Origin of the sequence: Streptomyces sp. NPDC007896, from assembly GCF_042959425.1 — a bacterium.
GTDB lineage: Bacteria > Actinomycetota > Actinomycetes > Streptomycetales > Streptomycetaceae > Streptomyces.
Window position 1 is genome coordinate 563,891 of sequence record NZ_JBIBKX010000001.1, and the last position, 18,025, is coordinate 581,915.

17 protein-coding genes are annotated in these 18,025 nt (G+C 71.0%); 12 read left to right on the forward strand and 5 right to left on the reverse strand.

What is annotated here, in order from left to right; genetic code table 11:
* Positions 1 to 420 precede the first annotated feature (420 nt).
* Together ACFZDJ_RS02580 and ACFZDJ_RS02585 are read right to left on the reverse strand one after the other, a co-directional pair.
* Positions 421 to 729 carry a hypothetical protein gene (locus ACFZDJ_RS02580; protein ID WP_101405555.1) on the reverse strand — a complete coding sequence of 103 codons (309 nt, stop codon included), beginning with the start codon at positions 727 to 729 and terminating at the stop codon, positions 421 to 423.
* 259 nt (positions 730 to 988) lie between these two features.
* Complete coding sequence (locus ACFZDJ_RS02585) at positions 989 to 1,372, reverse strand: hypothetical protein (protein ID WP_391055532.1); 384 nt, start codon at positions 1,370 to 1,372, stop codon at positions 989 to 991.
* Positions 1,373 to 1,465: 93 nt separating this feature from the next.
* On the opposite strand from ACFZDJ_RS02585, the gene ACFZDJ_RS02590 reads away from it, so the two are divergent.
* The 8 genes from ACFZDJ_RS02590 to ACFZDJ_RS02625 all read left to right on the forward strand — a co-directional run bounded on the left by ACFZDJ_RS02590 (position 1,466) and on the right by ACFZDJ_RS02625 (position 10,324).
* Entirely contained in the window at positions 1,466 to 1,828 is a 363-nt protein-coding gene (locus ACFZDJ_RS02590) for an ArsC/Spx/MgsR family protein (RefSeq protein ID WP_390927980.1), read from the forward strand.
* A gap of 119 nt (positions 1,829 to 1,947) precedes the next feature.
* Positions 1,948 to 2,631, forward strand: a complete 684-nt coding sequence (locus ACFZDJ_RS02595) for a hypothetical protein (protein ID WP_391055535.1) — start codon at positions 1,948 to 1,950, stop codon at positions 2,629 to 2,631.
* 480 nt (positions 2,632 to 3,111) lie between these two features.
* Positions 3,112 to 4,140, forward strand: a complete 1,029-nt coding sequence (glnII, locus tag ACFZDJ_RS02600) for a glutamine synthetase (RefSeq protein WP_101405551.1) — start codon at positions 3,112 to 3,114, stop codon at positions 4,138 to 4,140.
* Positions 4,141 to 4,582: 442 nt separating this feature from the next.
* Positions 4,583 to 5,167, forward strand: a complete 585-nt coding sequence (locus ACFZDJ_RS02605) for a winged helix-turn-helix domain-containing protein (protein WP_391055538.1) — start codon at positions 4,583 to 4,585, stop codon at positions 5,165 to 5,167.
* Positions 5,168 to 5,266: 99 nt separating this feature from the next.
* Positions 5,267 to 6,259 carry an NAD-dependent epimerase/dehydratase family protein gene (locus ACFZDJ_RS02610; RefSeq protein WP_391056800.1) on the forward strand — a complete coding sequence of 331 codons (993 nt, stop codon included), beginning with the start codon at positions 5,267 to 5,269 and terminating at the stop codon, positions 6,257 to 6,259.
* Between the two features lie 349 nt (positions 6,260 to 6,608).
* Positions 6,609 to 7,877 carry a sensor domain-containing protein gene (locus ACFZDJ_RS02615; RefSeq protein ID WP_391056803.1) on the forward strand — a complete coding sequence of 423 codons (1,269 nt, stop codon included), beginning with the start codon at positions 6,609 to 6,611 and terminating at the stop codon, positions 7,875 to 7,877.
* Entirely contained in the window at positions 7,862 to 8,518 is a 657-nt protein-coding gene (locus ACFZDJ_RS02620; protein WP_384904897.1) for a LuxR C-terminal-related transcriptional regulator, read from the forward strand. The genes ACFZDJ_RS02615 and ACFZDJ_RS02620 overlap by 16 nt, the downstream gene beginning before the upstream one ends.
* 225 nt (positions 8,519 to 8,743) lie before the next feature.
* Complete coding sequence (locus ACFZDJ_RS02625; protein ID WP_391055541.1) at positions 8,744 to 10,324, forward strand: DUF1996 domain-containing protein; 1,581 nt, start codon at positions 8,744 to 8,746, stop codon at positions 10,322 to 10,324.
* Between the two features lie 114 nt (positions 10,325 to 10,438).
* Here ACFZDJ_RS02625 and ACFZDJ_RS02630 read toward each other — a convergent pair whose 3' ends face one another.
* A complete protein-coding gene (locus tag ACFZDJ_RS02630) occupies positions 10,439 to 10,882 on the reverse strand; it encodes a hypothetical protein (protein ID WP_384904902.1) in 444 nt (147 codons plus the stop codon).
* Positions 10,883 to 11,239: 357 nt separating this feature from the next.
* Here ACFZDJ_RS02630 and ACFZDJ_RS02635 point away from each other — a divergent pair, with 357 nt between their 5' ends.
* From ACFZDJ_RS02635 to ACFZDJ_RS02650, 4 genes are all read left to right on the forward strand, one after another.
* Positions 11,240 to 13,156: a hypothetical protein gene (locus tag ACFZDJ_RS02635; protein ID WP_391055543.1), complete on the forward strand. Its 1,917-nt coding sequence runs from the start codon at positions 11,240 to 11,242 to the stop codon at positions 13,154 to 13,156.
* Between the two features lie 91 nt (positions 13,157 to 13,247).
* Positions 13,248 to 14,165, forward strand: coding sequence for a metal-dependent hydrolase (locus tag ACFZDJ_RS02640; protein WP_385379012.1), 918 nt, complete (start codon positions 13,248 to 13,250; stop codon positions 14,163 to 14,165).
* Positions 14,162 to 15,214 (forward strand): 2Fe-2S iron-sulfur cluster-binding protein, encoded by a 1,053-nt coding sequence (locus tag ACFZDJ_RS02645; RefSeq protein ID WP_391055545.1) that lies wholly within the window; start codon positions 14,162 to 14,164, stop codon positions 15,212 to 15,214. Before ACFZDJ_RS02640 ends, ACFZDJ_RS02645 begins: the two co-directional genes overlap by 4 nt.
* 56 nt (positions 15,215 to 15,270) lie before the next feature.
* On the forward strand, positions 15,271 to 15,975 hold the full coding sequence (locus ACFZDJ_RS02650) for a TetR/AcrR family transcriptional regulator (protein WP_384904914.1): 705 nt from the start codon (positions 15,271 to 15,273) through the stop codon (positions 15,973 to 15,975).
* A gap of 3 nt (positions 15,976 to 15,978) precedes the next feature.
* Here ACFZDJ_RS02650 and ACFZDJ_RS02655 read toward each other — a convergent pair whose 3' ends face one another.
* Both ACFZDJ_RS02655 and ACFZDJ_RS02660 read right to left on the reverse strand, forming a co-directional pair.
* Entirely contained in the window at positions 15,979 to 16,338 is a 360-nt protein-coding gene (locus ACFZDJ_RS02655) for a 5-carboxymethyl-2-hydroxymuconate Delta-isomerase (RefSeq protein ID WP_384904917.1), read from the reverse strand.
* Positions 16,339 to 16,365: 27 nt separating this feature from the next.
* A complete protein-coding gene (locus ACFZDJ_RS02660; protein WP_384905809.1) occupies positions 16,366 to 17,985 on the reverse strand; it encodes a SpoIIE family protein phosphatase in 1,620 nt (539 codons plus the stop codon).
* Positions 17,986 to 18,025: the final 40 nt, after the last annotated feature.

An 18,025-nucleotide genomic window follows, 5' to 3' on the forward strand; every position in this document is an offset into this window, starting at 1 on the left:
GATTGGTTTGGCTGCGGGTCGGTGGGGGTTGCTCGCGCAGTTCCCCGCGCCCCTGGAGCGGGGGCTTCGCCCCGCGTCCCCCGGCCGCCCGATTCGTTTGACTGCGGGCCCGGTGGGGGTTGCTCGCGCAGTTCCCCGCGCCCCTGGGGCGGGGCTTCGCCCCGCGTCCGCCGGGCGCCCGATTCGTTTGGCCGCCGGCCGGTGGGGGCTGGGCGCGCAGTTCCCCGCGCCCCTAAAAGCCTTGGCCTGGTCGGCGTTCGAGGGGCCCCACCCACCCCGGCCCGCATCACTCAGCCCGTCCGGCGTTTGAGGACGAGGCCGTTCAGGCCGATCGGGGGTTTGGGGGCGGAGCCCCCAAGCGAGGATGGGACGGGTAGGGGCGGCGGGGGCGAAGAACGTCACCCCCGCCGCCCCCGCCGCTCAGCGCGCGTAACGCATCAGCGCGCGCACCATGTGGCACGTGGTGTCCGACGGCGGATGAACACCGATCGCCTCCGCAGTACTGCGGATCTTCTCGTCGCGGGCCTGATTCGGAACGTACACACCGGAGTCGAGCAGAGCGATCGCGAGACGCATCGCCTTGAGCCGGCGGTTGTGCGTGACGTACCACTCGCGAGGCCGCCCCGGCGGCAACGGGCGCTTCGCCACGGGCTCGTACGGCAGGTCCATCAGGACCGCCCTCTTGGACGTGGACTGAGTGGGCAGCGGCTTCAGTGCGGCAGCGGGCACAGGCATCCTCCTGTCGCGGTCAGGGCGCCATCCGGACCCCCCGGCGACACCCTCGAACACTGCTTCTAGTTTACTGCCCGGCACTGACATCCAGGGAGTCCACAGAGTCCGGCAAACGTCCAGGTGAGCAAGGGAGTTGCCGCCGTGTCACAGCAGTTCCGCGAGATGTGCGTGAGACGGCGGCAAATTCGAACAGACCCTCCGGTGGGAACGACGGGGAGCCGCCCACCACCCACCGGGAAGGACGCGGCTCGCGCCGTCAGGAGTAGGTCCAGCGCCACCCGTTGCGGTAGGCGCACGTGATGCCCGCACCGCCGGCATCCGTCGTCGAAGCGCCGTGGTCGCTGTTCCGGCAGTACTGCCCCGCCTCGTAGCAGTTGCCCGAGTTGGAGACGATCGAGCAGGTGCCGGTGTCGCTGCTCCCGCTTGTGTCCGCCCCGGCATCCCGCGCGACCTCGGTGACCGTCCTGGTCGGGCCCGGCGTCCGCACCGTCTTGGTGACGGTGACCCGCGGCTTCGGCGTCGCGGTGACGGTGGCGGTGGCGGTGGCGGCGGCGGCGGTCACCGTGACCGTCGGACGGGGGCTGGCCGCCGCGGCCTTCGCCGCGTTCACCTCGTCCTGCGCGCTCTGGGAACCGCCCATGGCCCCCAGACCGAACAGGAGGATCCCGGCCGCCCCCACGCGCTTGCGAGCGTGACGCCAGTGGAAAAGGGAGTCACGCGTAACGTGTGCGGCATGGAGATCTGGATCAATCCGGCCTGTTCGAAGTGCCGCAGCGCCATCAGCCTGCTCGACGCGGAGGGTGCGGAATACACCGTCCGCCGCTACCTGGAGGACGTACCCACGGAGGACGAGATCCGGGCCGTACTGGAGCGGCTGAACCTCGAACCGTGGGACATCACGCGGACACAGGAGGCCCTCGCCAAGGAGCTCGACCTGAAGTCGTGGGCGCGGGACGACAGTTCGCGCGGTCAGTGGATCAAGGCACTGGCCGAGCACCCGAAGCTCATCCAGCGCCCGATCATCACGGCGGACGACGGGACGGCCGTCGTGGCACGCACGGAGGAAGCGGTGCGTGACGCCTTGACTCGCATGTGACCCACGCCACTTCGCTGACTCGTGTTAACCATTGAGTAACCCTGTTCGGCATCTCGTACATAGCGGCACACGGATCGCATCCGGCCGCCGCACGAGGCGGCCACGGACAGGAGGCGCGCATGTCGCGTAGAAGGACTCTCAGTCCCAAGAAGAAGCTCGCGTTGCTGGTCAGTGCCGCTGCCGTGGCCGGAGGTGGCGCGTTCGCCATGGCGGCCACCTCGAACGCGGCGCAGACCGAGAACGGCCGGACCCTGTCCGCCGCGGACTCGACGGTCTGCCAGGGGCTCACCACCGCCCTCAGCAACAACCAGAAGTTCATCGACGGCCAACGGGCCAATCCCGACGCGCAGTCGGCGGCGCGGATCGCCAACCGCGAGGCGGTCATCGCGCAGATCAAGGTGCAGCAGAAGGCGTCCGGTTGCGCGGTTGGGGAGTCGGCTCAGGGCTCCCAGACCACGCAGCCCGCGCAGTCCGCCCAGCCGGCGAAGACCCCGCCCGCGCAGCAGCAGACCACCGCACCCGCGCAGGGGACGGGTGGTGGTGGCGCCGCCACCGGTCAGCAGGTCTGCAACGGCTCGACCGTCACCCTCTCGGGTGAGGGCGGCGCCCCGGCCGCGTCCAGCAACCAGTTCCCGGCCGGGACCAAGCTCAAGGTCACGAACCTGGACAACAACAAGTCCACGACCGTGCAGGTCACCTCCGTGTCGGGCAGCTGCGTACTGCTCAACAACGCGGCGTTCGAGCAGGTCCGGGAGCCGGGCAAGTTCCTGATCCGCCGGGCCCGGATCGAGAAGGTGGGGTGAGCGCCCACACCTGACGACTGAGGAACTCCGCCGACCGGACGGCGGTACCGGCCGGGCCGCGTACGGCAGCAGCCCCGCGGCCCGGACCGCCCTCGAAGCGGGTCGTGCGTCCTGCTGTTCGCGGCCACGAACAGCAGGACCGGCACGTAGAGCGAGTTCGATACCGCACCCGGCGGTCACGGAGCCCGGTGCGCGCCCGCAAACCCATCGCATACGAGCCGCCGCCACCGGGACCGGGAGGATCACGGTGGGCCGACGCATGTGCGCGCGGACTTCGCGAGCGGGCCGCCGATAGCGGTCGCGAATCGCTCTCGGCGAGTGAGTCGCGGCACAGAGACACCAGGTAACACGGGGTTCACATTCGAGCAATGATCGGGAAATCGCCTGTTGACAGGCTGCCGGGCATTACCGCGGCGCCCCAGTGCCGCAGCGCCGCAGCACCCGCAGTGCGCCCAAGACACACCCCGAAGGATGTGGCCCGTGACCTTCAAGGCTGAGTACATCTGGATCGACGGCACCGAGCCGACGGCCAAGCTCCGTTCCAAGACGAAGATTCTGGGCGACGACGCCAAGGGTGCCGAGCTGCCGATCTGGGGCTTCGACGGGTCTTCCACGAACCAGGCCGAGGGTCACGCCTCGGACCGCGTACTCAAGCCCGTCGCGACCTTCCCGGACCCGATCCGCGGCGGCGACGACGTCCTCGTGATGTGCGAGGTCCTGAACATCGACATGACGCCGCACGAGTCCAACACCCGTGCCGCGCTGGCCGAGGTGGCGGAGAAGTTCGCCGCGCAGGAGTCGATCTTCGGTATCGAGCAGGAGTACACCTTCTTCGACGGGGAGCGCCCGCTCGGCTTCCCCGTCGGCGGCTTCCCGGCCCCGCAGGGCGGCTACTACTGCGGCGTCGGCGCGGACGAGATCTTCGGCCGTGACGTCGTCGAGGCGCACCTCGAGAACTGTCTCAAGGCGGGCCTCGGCATCTCCGGCATCAACGCCGAGGTCATGCCCGGCCAGTGGGAGTTCCAGGTCGGCCCGCTGGCGCCGCTGGAGGTCTCCGACCAGCTGTGGGTGGCCCGCTGGCTGCTCTACCGCACCGCCGAGGACTTCAACATCTCCGCGACCCTCGACCCCAAGCCGGTCAAGGGCGACTGGAACGGCGCCGGCGCGCACACCAACTTCTCCACCAAGGCGATGCGCGAGGGCTACGACGCGATCATCACCGCGTGCGAGTCGCTGGGCGAGGGCTCGAAGCCGCTCGACCACGTCAAGAACTACGGCGCCGGCATCGACGACCGCCTGACGGGTCTGCACGAGACCGCCCCGTGGAACGAGTACTCCTACGGCGTCTCCAACCGTGGCGCCTCGGTCCGCATCCCGTGGCAGGTCGAGAAGGACGGCAAGGGTTACATCGAGGACCGCCGCCCGAACGCCAACGTCGACCCGTACGTCGTCACGCGCCTGCTCGTCGACACCTGCTGCACCGCCCTGGAGAAGGCCGGCCAGGTCTGATCCGCCCCACACGCGAACGAGGAGGCGCCCACCGTCACGGTGGGCGCCTCCTCTCGTTGTGCGACATCAGCCTCGTCGTACGAGGCCGTTCCCGGTCGTACGAGGTCAGCCTCGTCGTACGACGTCAAGTTCACGCCAAGGACGCGTCCGACCTGTGAGAGGAGTCTCCTGCCCGGCTCCGGCTTCTGCTTCAATGGGGGTATGGCCAGCTTCCAGAAGTACACCGCGACGGGTCGCCCCGACCTGGAGCCCTTCTGGCCTTCCCGTCAGCATCACGACTTCGACCGGGTGTGTTGCCGCGCGACGAACGCGCCGGCCCTCTAAAGCCGTACACCCCGGCCTTCGGCCAGCGCGCACGACGTACGTCCTCGACGGCCCCGACCACGAACTCGCGGTCGTCGACCTTCCCGACGAACTTCTCGCGCGAAAGAGCTGACCTCTCATGGCGACCACTCGTTCCTTCTCGTCCGTCGCGACCACCCCCGCACCGGCACCCGCCCCCGTCCCCGCGCGGCACCGACTCCGTGCCGTCCACCGGGACGAGGTGGTCGACGTCGCGGACTTCCTACCGCCGGGCGCCACCTGGCTGCCCGCTCCCCCGCACACCCTGCCCGTACTCCCCGGCCAGCCGCCGATGATCGGCTACCTGGTCCTCGTACCGGCCGACCAGCAGCCCCCGCTGCCGGTCGCCGTCCCGGACTCCCCGGCCCCCCTCCACGCCGCCGTCGGGGACGACCCGCTCGTCCGCATCGACCCCGTGCAGCGCACCGCCGAGGTCGACGGGCGGCCGCTCGACCTCACCTATCTGGAGTTCGAGCTGCTCGCGCACCTCGTCGCGTACCCGCACCGGGTGCACACCCGCGACCAGCTGGTCACCACCGTGTGGGGCTACGGGCACGTGGGCGACGGGCGGACCGTCGACGTCCACGTCGCGCGGTTGCGGCGCAAGCTGGGGGCGCAGCACCGGCAGTCGATCCAGACGGTACGGCGGGTGGGGTACAAGTACGCGCCTGCGACGGGGCGTTGAGCCACTGCGCCGCTCAGGAACTCTTCTGTCAGCAGATTCCCGTTCCGTCCGGCGGGCCGTGCGGGCAGAGTCGTCCGTATGAAACCCAAGAAACTGCTGATGCTGGGCGGTACGGACTTCGCGGGGCGGGCCGTGGTGGAGGCGGCGCTCGGCCGTGGCTGGGAGGTGACCGTCTTCCACCGCGGACGCCGCGAGGCGCCCGCCGGGGTGCGGTCCTTGCTGGGTGACCGCACCGCCCCCGACGGGCTCGCGGCGCTCGCCGACGCGTCCACCGATGCTGAGTGGGATGTCGTCGTCGACACCTGGTCGGCGGCGCCGCGGGCCGTTCGCGACACGGCACGGCTGTTGGCCGACCGGGCCGGGCGGTATGTGTACGTGTCGAGCTGCTCGGTCTACGCGTGGGCTCCGCCCGCCGACTACACCGAGGACGCGCCGCTCGTGGAAGGGGCGTCCGAGGACGCGGAACAGACCGACTACGCGCGGGACAAACTGGGCGGCGAACTGGCAGCCGTGTCCGCGTTCGGCGCGGAGCGCTCGTTGCTCGTGCGGTCCGGGCTGATCCTCGGGCCGTACGAGAACATCGGCCGCCTGCCGTGGTGGTTGACCCGGGTCGCCCGGGGCGGTCCCGTACTCGCGCCCGGCCCCCGGTCCCTCCCCCTCCAGTACGTCGATGTCCGTGATCTCGCGGAGTGGATCCTCGGGGCGGCGGATGCGGGGGTGAGCGGGGCGTACAACCTGATGAGTCCGCAGGGGCACACGACGATGGGGGAGTTGCTCGACGCGTGCGTCCAGGTCACCGGGGCGCGGGCGGAACTCCGTTGGACCGAGCCTTCCGTGGTTCTCGACGCCGGTATTCAGCCGTGGACGCAGTTGCCCGTGTGGGTGCCGGTGGGGTCCGACATGCATGACGCTCTTCATCGGGCGGACGTGTCCCGTGCGGTGGCGGCGGGGCTGCGGTGCCGGCCCGTCTCGGAGACGGTCGCGGACACGTGGACCTGGCTCCAGGGCATCGGCGGGGTGGCCCCCCAACGCCCGGACCGCCCACCGGTGGGCCTCCCGCCGGACCTGGAGACAAAGGTACTCGCCCAGTAGCGCCGCCCCCTGTTCTCGCCCCCGCCGCCCCTACCCGTCCCATCCTCCTGGGGCTCCGCCCCAGTCCCCGCGGGGTGGTCTTTCGACTGCTGGCCGGTGGGGGCTGGTCGCGCAGTTCCCCGCGCCCCCAGGGCGGGGGCTTCGCCCCGCGTTTCCCGCCCGCCCGGAAGGCCTTCAGCAGGCCGTTCAGGCCGATGCGGGGTTGAAGGGGCGGAGCCCCTGGGGATGGGACGGGTAGGGGCGGCGGGGCGAGGAAAGCCCTGCCCCGGGGTGCACTTGGCACCACCCCCACCCTGGTGCTCGGCCCAGTGACCTCGCGGGGCGGGTCGGTGAGACTGGCGGTATGGAGATGTGGAGCGGCAGGGGCGTACGGGCGCGCGGGCCGGAGGTACTGGTCGCCGGCGGGCGAGGGCTGGTGCTGGCCGTCGGGGGGTTCACCGGAGCGGTTGTTCTCTTCGTGCTGTCCGTCGTGTCGATCCTGCTGGTGCCGGCGGGGGTGGGGATCGTCACGACCCCTTGGGTCCTGACCGGCGTACGGGCCTTCGCGGACCGGCGGCGGATCATCGCCGCCGAGTGGTGCGGGATCCGGATTCCGTCCACGTACAGGAGCCTGCCCGCGGACACACCCCCGTGGACGCGCTGCTTCCGCATGCTGGGAGACCCGGCGACCTGGCGCGACCTCGGCTGGCTGGTGGTCGACATGACCGCCGGGTTCGTGACCGCACTGCTGCCCGCCGCCCTCCTCCTCTACCCCCTGGAGGGCTTCGCGCTGGCGGCCGGCCTGTGGCGGGTCTTCACGGACGGCACGCACGTGGGGTGGTGGTACGGCTTCGTGCCGGTGTCGGGACAGGGCTCCGCCCTCCTCGCGGGGGCACTGGGCGCGGCGCTCCTCGTCGCCTCCTACGCCCTCTCCCCCGCCCTCCTGCGGGTCCATTTCCTCCTCACCCGCTCCGTCCTCGCCTCCGGCGACGGCGAACTCGTCGAACGGGTCCGCGTCCTCACCGAGACCCGGCGCACCGCCGTGGACACGTCGGCGGCCGAACTCCGGCGCATCGAGAGGGACTTGCACGACGGGGCGCAGGCGCGACTGGTCGCCATGGGGATGGACCTGGGGACCGTCGAGGTCCTCATCGAGAAGGACCCGGCCAAGGCCCGACAGCTGCTCGCCCAGGCCCGCCGGTCCTCCGCGGAGGCGCTCACCGAGCTGCGCGACCTCGTGCGGGGTATTCATCCCCCCGTGCTCGCCGAGCGTGGACTCGGCGACGCGGTAAGGGCGTTGGTGCTGCGGTTGCCTCTCGTCAGCGAGGTGGACGTCGACATGGACGGCCGCGCCGACGCGCCCGTCGAGTCCGCCGCGTACTTCGCCGTCAGCGAGGTGCTGACCAACGCGGTCAAGCACTCCGGCGCCGAGCGCCTCTGGGTCGACCTCCAGCACAGGGACGGAATGCTCCGCATCACCGTCACCGACGACGGGGAGGGCGGCGCCCGGGTCGGCGCGGGCTCGGGACTCACCGGCGTCGAGCGGCGGCTCGGTACATTCGACGGCGTCCTGGCCGTCAGCAGCCCCGCGGGCGGTCCCACCATGGTCACCATGGAGATCCCTTGCGCGTTGTCCTAGCCGAAGACCTGTTCCTGCTGCGCGACGGACTGGTCCGGATGCTCGAGGCGTACGACTTCGAGATCGCCGCCGCCGTCGAGAGCGGGCCCGAACTCACCCGGGCGCTGGCCGAGTTGGCGCCGGACGTCGCCGTGGTCGACGTACGGCTGCCGCCCTCGCACACGGACGAGGGGCTGCAGTGCGCGCTTCAGGCCCGCCGGGAGCGGCCGGGGCTGCCGGTGCTCGTGCTCTCCCAGCACGTGGAGCAGCTGTACGCACGGGAGTTGCTCGCGGACGGCACGGGCGGGGTGGGATATCTGCTCAAGGACCGGGTGTTCGAGGCGGAGCAGTTCATCGACGCCGTACGGCGGGTCGCCGCGGGCGGGACCGCGATGGATCCGCAAGTGATCCAGCAGCTGCTGGCGCGGCGTTCACACACCGCGCAGCCCCTCGGGCGGCTGACCCCGCGCGAGCTGGAGGTGCTCGAACTGATGGCACAGGGGCGCTCGAACGCGGCGATCGCGGCCCAACTCGTCGTCACAGAACGGGCGATCGCCAAACACACCTCCAACATCTTCACCAAACTGGGGCTGGAGGTCTCCGACGATGACAACCGGCGCGTACTCGCCGTACTGGCGTATTTGGATCACGGCAGCCAGTGAAGAAGGAGCGCCCGTCGACGCCGTTGAATATAGTTCAAACCTTTTTTTCGAGATCAACTACCCGAAAAACATGCGGTTCTGAGCCCATTGTGCCGGAAATGACCTCACGAACTTCTAAGATTTTCCAGGGTTTCTGAACGCCTCAGGAGTCACCTGCGTACTGATGGACGCCGCTTCACTCCTGTCGGGCGCCTCGATGCCCCGCAAGGAAGTCAGAGGAGTTCCATGGGACGCAACACTCGCAAACGACGTTCGCCACTGGCTGTTCGCGCCGTTGCCGCATCCGCGGCGCTCGCGATCGGTGGGGGCGGATTGATCTGGGCGAATTTCTACGCCTCGGCGCACGAGACCAACTCGAGCCCGAACACCACCAAGGCCGCCGCCGCCCAGGTCGCCACCATCTCCTGCCCCGATGTCGGGCAGAAACTGACCAGCGTGCCCGCCAACGCCAAGTCGAACGTCGACGCGGAGCTGGCCACGCTCGACAAGCAGATCACCGAGGCGTACGCCCGGCTGGCCTCGTCGCGTCAGGCTCAGGCCAATGACGCGGGCTTCGTCCAGAACGCGATCCTGTCGCCGCTCAAGGACAAGCGATCCGCGGTCATCGGCCGAATCAAGATCGACTTCACTCGGGTGGGCGCCGCCGCGCCGACCACGCTGGACGGTCTCGCCGCCTGCACCGGCACCACCGCCAACCAGGCCCAGACCACCGCCGGCGGCCAGAACAACGGCCAGCAGAACAACGGGGGTCAGAACAACAACGGCCAGAACAACGGTGGCCAGCAGAACGGCGGCCAGCAGAACGGCGGCCAGCAGAACAACGGCGGCGCCGCGGCCAGCGCGGCTCCGAGCGCGAGCGCACCGGCCAACATCGGCGGCCAGGCCGGAAACGGTCCCGTCGCCGCGGACTTCGTCGACATCACGAAGGTGGCGGCGAACGTCCAGGGCAAGCCGCAGAAGTCCGCCAACGCCTCAAGGGGTACGTTCACCACCGCGTGCGGTGTGAACGCGAACAAGAACCACAACACCGACAACGTGATCGTGGCGCCCGGCGTGACCAACGGCGCGCACCACCTGCACGACTACGTCGGCAACCAGAAGGTCAACGCGTTCTCCAGCAACAACACGTTCCTGCAGGGCGGGACCAGCTGCCAGAACAAGAACGACCTGTCGTCGTACTACTGGCCCGTGGTCCGTCTCCAGGACGGCTCGCAGGACTTCGACCAGAACGCGGACGGCGGTGGCAAGGAAGGCAACGTCGGCAAGATCCTGACGCCCGTACAGGCACAGATCAAGTACGTCGGCAGCCCGGCCAGCAAGGTCGTCGCGATGCCGCAGTTCCTGCGCATCATCACCGGTGACGCCAAGACCACCACCAACGGTCTGGCGAACGCCAACGCGCACTGGAGCTGCACCGGCTTCGAGAACAAGGTCCAGCTGACGTCGCAGTACCCGATCTGCCCGCAGGGCAGCAACGTGGTCCGCACGTTCGCCTTCCAGAGCTGCTGGGACGGCCAGAACATCGACAGCGCCAACCACCGCACGCACGTGGCCTTCGCCGATCCGGCGAGCGGCGTCTGCGGCAACGGCTTCAAGGCGATCCCGCAGCTGACGATGCGCCTGGTCTACAAGATCACGCCGCCGGTCCTCCAGAACGGCGTGGTGAAGAACGCGTTCGCGGTGGACGGCTTCCCGGAGCAGCTCCACAAGTCGGCGACCGACCACGACGACTTCATCAGCGTCACCACCGGTGGCCTGGCGAACAAGATCGCCAACTGCATCAACACCGGCAAGCAGTGCAGGTAACAGCCTCTTCACCGAGGGCAGTAGTCGCTTCGCCGAAGAATTAGCAAGGTACTGAGAAGGCCGGTGGCGGGAGAACCCGCCACCGGCCTTCTGCGTGTGTGCCGTGCGTGCGGCTCAGCCGGTGTGGGAGTGCTGGTGGTGGTCGGTCCCGACCTCCATGTCACCGCCGAGCGTGCCACGCAGCTCCGTGACCACCTTCTGGTCGGCGACGGCGACCCACTTGGCGCCGACGAGGTAGAACCCGCCGTAGTCCTTCGCGTCGTTGATCCACTCGCGCTGCCCGCGGTCGGTGGCGAAGGTGGCGAGCACGAACTTGCCGTCGGTGTTCTTGCAGATCGCCTGGCGGATCTCGTCGGCGTCCGTCTGTATGTCCGGCTTGCACTTCACCTCGGCCGCCAGATCCTCCAGACTGCCGGTCGCGGTGGCCGGGACCTGGCCGGCCGAGTCGCTCTTGGCCCCTCCCCCACCCGACCCGCCGCAGCCGGTCAGGGCCAGCAGGGCCGCGGCCGCGACGACCACAAGGCCGTGCCCGCTCAGCTTTTCGCGTGTCAACCTCATACGTTCCTCCGGTGCCTGTCGGCGCCCACGCCGTCGAGAGCCCCGGCGAGGGCCCTGGTCTTCGATACGGCTGTGGCGCGCCAAGTGCTCAATCTCCCCCGTTACGGACGGACAGTTCAGTCGAACCTAAGCCCACCGCGTCACACCCTGGAGCGGAAACCGCCACACCCGTAGGCCCGTAGGCTCCGGAGTCGATCAACTCGCGCTACGGTCACGTTGTCCGATCAGCACAGCTGGCGGACCTACCGCCGGACGGGCGGAAAGTCACGCCTGTGCTGGACCCGGAGGCGGAACACGCCCCCTCCGGGCTTCCGGCCCCCGGGGTGACCATCCACCGATTCGCTCGTTTTGCTGAACGTGCAGTCACAGGATGTAGCCCAGCGCTCCGCAGCCTCCCCAGGACCGGTCGTCGACGTCGAGCAGGCCGAGGCCGCCCTCGTCGAGCACTACCCGCGGCTCGTCCGGCTCGCCTATCTGGTGCTGCCGCCGAGCCTCGGCCGCAACCGGCGGGTGCTGACCGCGCATGCCCTCACCCAGCGCGCCCTGCCCCGGGGCCGCACGACCGCCACCCTGATCCCGGCCCAGGCCACCGGCCGCGACGGCGACCCCGGCTACGCCCTCGTACGCCTCAAGGTCGTGCGTACGGCGCTGGAGGCGGGCGTGCCGCTGCGGCGCGCGGCCTGGCCCAAGCGGTCCCAACTGCCGCCGCTGCTGCCCCAGGTGTGGGGCCTGAGGCTCTTCCCGCGCTCGGGCGGCGCCGACGAACTCGCCCTGGACCAGCGGCTGTCGGCCCTGTCCAGTGCCGCCCGCGCGGCATACGTCCTGCGCGGCCTGGAGAAGCTGCCCGACTCCGACGTACGCAAGGTGCTGACGGCGGCGGGCGTCGACAACCCGGGCGCGGCGCTCAAGGAGGCGGGCGGCGTCGAGGCCAAGGACGCCCTGCTCCTGTCCCCCGAGTTCGACCCCTGTTCGCTGCACGCCCGGCCCACCGACCTGATGCGACGCAGGCAGCACACGAAGGCCGCGCTCGCCGCCGGCGTCGCGGCGGCCGTCTGCGGCGCGCTGCTCGCCCTGCCCAGCGGCGGCTGGGGACCCGACGGCGCCGCCGCGCCGTCGTACGCGCAGAACCCGGCCGCCGAGGCCGCCCTCGACCCCGGGAAGGTGACGCGGGTCGCCCCGACGGCGTGGCGGTCGTCCGCGCGCACGGACTTCTCCGTGTGGCCCGCGCGCGGCAACCTCGCCGGGGACACCGCGTTGCTGCGCCGGGCACTCGCCGTCTGGGCCCGGCCCGGCGAGTCCGTGCAGGTCTCGGCGACGCCCGGCACCCCCTCGGGCGCCCCGGCCGGGCCGCCGCAACTGCTCTACGCCGGTGACGTGGACCAGGCGCGCGTGGTGCTCTTCTACGACGGACTGCGCATCGCCCGCTACGCCGAGCCGCGCGCCGGCACGGGCGGCGCCGCCCTCGACTTCGCCCGGGTCGACGGCGCGACCGGGGCCGAGGCGGAAGCGCTGGTCCTGGACCGGGCCGACGGCAACGTCCGCTATCTGACCGCCCCCTGGGTGACCGGGGCAGCCGAGCGCGACCTGATGAAGCCGACCGCGGACCCGACGCCCCTCACCCTGTCGGCCGAGGGTGTCAGCACGCCTCTGGCCGGCCCGGCCCAGACCGGCACCTGTACTTCATGGAACGTCATGGAGGCGACCGACGCCTCGGGCCCGCACCTGCTGACCGATCTCGGCGAGCTGATCCCGGCCCACCTCACCTCGGGACCGCCCGCGGCACCGCACGAGGCCGCGGGCCCGGCGGCGCTGCGGAACTGGGCGCCGTTCGCCTGCTCCCTGTCCGCCGTGCGTTCCCAGGGCGTGCGGTCCGTGAACGCCTGGCAGTACGCGCAGCAGCCGCTGCCCGACGCGAGCGGGCAGGCCGCCTGGGTGTGCACCCGGGCCGACACCTGGCGGGGCGACGGCACCCTTGTCCTGGCCCAGTTCCACACCGCGGGCGGGGCGTACGGGGCGGTCGCGGCGAAGGCCGAGAACTCGCCCGCGTGCGGCGGCCGTGACCCCCATGTGCTGGCGGGCGTGCTGTGGAAGTCGGGCACGGGCGACTGGTACCTCCTCGCGGCGGGCAGCAAGGACACCGCCTCGATCAGCACGACGGGCAGGGTGAGCGGGTCGGCCCGGGGCGCGCTGCTCGCCGTACGCACGAAGCAGGGGGATCAGGCGGAGCTGAAGGGCACCCTGACGGACGGACGGGCGGTCAGCGGACTGCGCTAGCCGGTCCCCGGACTCGCCAGAGCCGACCTTCGCGTCAACAAGTGGGCGCACGGGGGTTCTCCCGGCACCTACCCGTCAGTACATTGACGGCATGTCTAATAAGCATGCCGCCCGGCTGCCCCGGCCGGTCGAGTCCGAACGGATACCGCTCAAGGCACGGAAGGTGTCGTTCTCGTGGGAGGACACACCGCTGCACTGGGTGCCGGGGGAGCCGTTCGCCACGCACACCATGAACGTGCTGCACCTGCTGCTGCCGGCCGGTGAGCGCTGGTTCGTGCACGTGTACAAGCAGGTGCTGCCCCACATCCGGGACGAGCGGCTGCGCGCGGACGTCATCGGGTTCATCGGGCAGGAGGCGATGCACTCGCAGGCCCACGACGAGGTACTCCCCCACCTCAGGGAACTGGGGCTCGACCCGACGCCGTACACCGCCCAGGTCGACTGGTTCTTCGAGAAGCTGCTCGGCGACCGCACCCTGCCGCCCGGCAGGGCCCGCAAGTGGTGGCTGATGGAGCGCGTCGCGATCATCGCGGCGATCGAGCACTACACCGCCTTCCTCGGCGACTGGATCCTGAACGCTCAGGAGCTGGACCGGCGCGGCGCCGATCCCACCATGCTGGACCTGATGCGCTGGCACGGAGCGGAGGAGGTCGAGCACCGGTCCGTGGCCTTCGAGCTGTTCCTCCATGTCGACGGGAGCTACCGTCGCCGCGCCCGGACCTGGGCCACGGCCTTCACCGCCCTGGTCTTCCTGTGGCAGCGCGGGGTGCGGTTCTTCATGGAGAACGACCCGACCCTCACGGCGGGCAGGGCGAGCTTCAAGGACTTCTACCTGAGCGGGAGGCGGGGCGTGCTGCCGGCGACCGGCGACATGCTCAAGTCCATTCCCCGCTATCTCAGCCGGACCTACCACCCCTCCCAGGAGGGTTCGACCGAGCAGGCGGTCGCCTATCTCGCCTCGTCACCGGCGGCGACAGCCGCGACGGCTGCCGAGAGGGGAGCCGTATGACGCCCCGGCTGCGGACGGTCGTCGCCGTCGCCGGTACGGCCCTGCTCGTCCGGCGGGCGCTGCGCCGCCGGATCGAGGCCTCGCCGCTGTGGCCGCTGCCCGCCCTGGAGGAGCCGGTCTCCGGCCGGCCGCGCTCCCGGGCGCTGCGGCTGCTGGTCACCCGGCACGAGCGGGTCGCCGACGGGGTCGTACAACTGCGCCTGGAGGGGCACGACCTGCCGCGCTGGGAGCCCGGCGCCCACCTCGACCTCGTCCTGCCCTCGGGGCTCGTACGGCAGTACTCGCTGTGCGGGGACCCGGAGGACACCTCGTCGTACACCGTCGCGACCCGGCTGGTCGAGGACGGGCGGGGCGGGTCGCGCGAGGTCCACGAACAGCTCCGGGAGGGCATGGAGGTCGAGGTGCGGGGACCGCGCAACCGGTTCCCCCTCGCGCCGGCCCCCGCGTACGTCTTCGTCGCGGGCGGCATCGGGATCACACCGATCCTGCCGATGCTGCGGGCGGTCCAGGACCGCGCTCAGTGGCGGCTGCTGTACGGCGGCCGGACGCGCGCGTCGATGCCGTTCCTGGAGGAGATCGCGAAGCTGCGCGGCGGCCGGGTCACCGTCGTGGCCGAGGACGAGGACGGACGGCCCGATCTCGACGCGCTGTTCGCGGACGCGCCGAAGGACGCGGCCGTCCACTGCTGTGGCCCCGAGGGGCTGATGGAGGCGGTCGGACGCCGACTGCCCGACCCCGCGGCGCTGCACCTGGAACGGTTCACGCCGAGCACCTCCGCCGAGGGCAACGGCGCCTTCGAGGTCGAACTGCGCCGCAGCGGACGTACGGTGAGCGTCGCCGCCGACACCACCGTGCTCGCCGCCGTACGCGCCGAACTGCCCGACACCGCCTACTCCTGCGAGCAGGGATTCTGCGGAACCTGCCAACAGCGGGTGCTGGAAGGGGAGATCGAGCACCGCGACGAACTGCTCACCGACACGGAGCGTGGTGACTCGATGCTGATCTGTGTTTCGCGGGCGCGCGGTGATCGCATCGTGTTGGACATGTGAACGACCACGGCCGGACCGGCCCGTTCGAGGCCGGATCCGATCGGTAAGGTGTTCGTATGACAACCGGGGTACGCCGCAGGATGGGTGTCGAGGAGCGGCGGCAGCAGTTGATCGGCGTCGCCCTCGACCTCTTCAGCCGGCGCTCACCCGACGAGGTCTCCATCGACGAGATAGCCTCGGCCGCGGGTATCTCACGACCGCTGGTCTACCACTACTTCCCCGGCAAACTCAGTCTGTACGAGGCGGCGTTGCAGCGCGCCTCGGACGATCTCGCGAGCCGGTTCGTGGAGCCGCACGAGGGCTCGCTGGGCTCGCGGCTGCTGCGGGTCATGCGCCGCTTCTTCGACTTCGTGGACGACCACGGGCCCGGTTTCGCGGCGTTGATGCGCGGCGGTCCCGCGGTCGGCTCCTCGAAGACCAACGCGCTCGTCGACGCGGTGCGGCAGGCCGCCTACGTCCAGATCCTGGCGCATCTGAAGGTCGAGGACCCGCCCGCCCGCCTGGAGCTGGTGATCCGCTCCTGGATCTCGCTCGTCGAGTCGACGGCGCTGATCTGGCTGGACGGGCGGCGGATTCCGCGCGGCGAGCTGGAGGTGCAGCTCGTGCAGGACTTCGCGGCGCTGGCGGCGGTGAGCGCCACGCACGACGAGGAGCTGGGCGCGGTGCTGCGCAAGGCTCTCGAGGGCGACCCGGGCGACGGGCCGTTCACCGACCTCGCCGTCCGGCTGATCGCGCTGGCCTCGCCCCCGGCCGCCTCATAGCGGTTACTGCACGTACTTCCGGTACGACGGGTCGAGCTCGCGCACTTCGGCGGACATGTGCAGCGTCAGCCCGTCGGTGGGCTCGATGTGCTTGCGCAGCAGCTCGAGGGTGGCCTCGGTGAGCTTCGCCTTGGTCTCCTCGGTGCGGCCGGCCAGCAGGGCGAGCGTGACGTGCACGATGGCGTGCGCGTCCGGGTCCGCCTCCGCTCCCACCACCTCGTCCTCGGTGCGCAGCGTCCGCGTCTTGCACGCCTCGATCTTCGCGGCGGCGGTCTCGACGACCACCGGGTGCAGCGCGAGGGCGAAGGCGCGCCAGTCGACGTGGTCGAGAGCCGGGGAATGCTCGACGGTGATGTTCGGCATGGGCACTCCTGTTCTAGGGATTCCCGATCACCCTAGCCGTAGCGCCAGCAGTGCGATGTCGTCCTCACGGTCCCGGCCGAAGCAGTCGAGCAGGGTGTCGCAGAGGGCGTCCAGGCCGGGCAGGGCGCCGGTGGCGGCGGCGCGCAGATGCTCCATCGAGACCGCCAGATCCGTGCCCCGGGTCTCGATCAGGCCGTCGGTGACCATGAGGAGCCGGTCGGTGGGTTCGAGGAACAGCTCGGTGGGCGGCGGGTGGGGCAGACCCACACCGAGCAGCGGGCCGGCGGCCTTGGAGTAGTCGGCGCCCCCGGTGTCCCGGATGATCAGCGGCGGGATGTGGCCGGCGTTGGCGATGCGGGTGCGTCCGGTGGCGGGGTCGACCAGGACCAGGCAGACGGTCGTGGTGATGCCGGGGTGGTAGCGCTGGAGCATCCGGTCGAGGCGCTCGGCGAGCACGGCCGGGTCGCTCTCATCGACGCTGTAGGCGCGCAGCGCGTGCCTGATCTCGACCATGACGGTGGCCGCCTCCAGCGAGTGCCCGACGACGTCGCCGACCGCGGTGAGCACGCCCTCGCCGGTGCGCAGGGCCGCGTAGAAGTCGCCGCCGATCTCGGTCTCCTGGGACGCGGGCACGTACCGGACCACGACGTCGACGCCCGGCAGTTCGGGCAGCCGGTGCGGCTGGGGCAGGAAGCTGTGCTGGAGGGTGAGGGCGACGTGCCGTTCGACCTGGTACATGAGCAACGGTTCGGCGGCGAGCGCGGCGGCCTCGGCGAGCCGGGCCAGCAGGGCCTCGTCCTCGGGGTTGACCCGGCGCACCCCACGGGTGGGCGTGGCGAGGCACACCGAGGCCCGGCCTTCCTGGATGGGGATCAGCGCCAGGCGGGCGTCGTGCTGCACGCCCGGCCGGAAGAACCCGGCCGGCCACAGCGGCGCGGGCACCGTGGTGATCCGGACGCCCGACTGCCCCCGGGTGAGCCGTCGGAGCAGACCGGCCACGGTCCGGTGGGCGCCCTCGTCGGGCATCGCGAGCGAGGTACGGTCCCGTGAGGTGCCGCGGTACAGCTCGTCGTCCGGGCCGAGGACGAAGACGGCGGCGGGAGAGCCGGTGAGCCGCGCGGCGCCCTCGGCGGCCGCGTCGGCGAGTTCCTGCGGGGAGCGCGCCGTCTGGATGGCGACGACCGTCTCCGCCAGCCGGGTCAGCCGCCGTGCCAGCGCCTGGTCGTCGGCCCTGAGGCGGGCGGCGCGCACCGCGGCCCGGACCACCGCGTCGATCTCCTCGGGCTCGGCGGGCACCGTCAGATACGCCTCGCCGCCCACGTCGAGACCCCGGCAGCGATCACCCGCGTCCACGGCGGCGGCCGAGAAGTGCACGACGGGCAGACCGGCCATGTGCGGCCGGGCCTTGAGCCGGCGGCACAGTTCGAAGCCGCTCATGTCCGGCAGCTCCACATCGATGAGCGCCACGTCGGGCAGGGTGCCCCTGCGCAGCCGTACGTCGAGTTCGACGAGCGCCTCGGAGCCGGTGGCGACCGGGACGACCTGGTGACCGGCGCGGCGCAGCACGGCACTCATGGCATACCGGCCGGCCGCCGCATCGTCCACGACCAGCACGGTCGTGTCTGTCCGCTTGCCGTTGACTTCCATCTGCCAGCCCTTGGACACGCCGGTGGGGCAGACCGGGTTC